Raw genomic sequence first — 216 nt, forward strand, 5'->3', positions numbered from 1 at the left:
GCCGTCCATCCGAGGTCTACGCCGACCGCGGCTACGACCATGACTGCTACCGCCGCCAGGTATGGGCGAAGGGCATCAAGCCCGTCATCGCCCGACGCGGTACCGAGCACGGCTCCGGCCTGGGCGCCAGGCGATGGGTGGTGGAACAGGCCATCGCCCTCCTGCACGGCTTCCGACGCCTGCGTACTCGATGGGAGACCCGTGACGACATCCACG

The 216-nt window shown here is 69.0% G+C and carries 1 protein-coding gene; it reads left to right on the forward strand.

The genetic code is table 11. From position 1 onward, the window contains the following. A partial coding sequence (locus tag ADL29_RS15350; protein WP_342671164.1) for a transposase occupies positions 1-216 on the forward strand: 216 nt, incomplete at both ends.

Source organism: Streptomyces chattanoogensis (genome assembly GCF_001294335.1).
Lineage (GTDB): Bacteria > Actinomycetota > Actinomycetes > Streptomycetales > Streptomycetaceae > Streptomyces > Streptomyces chattanoogensis.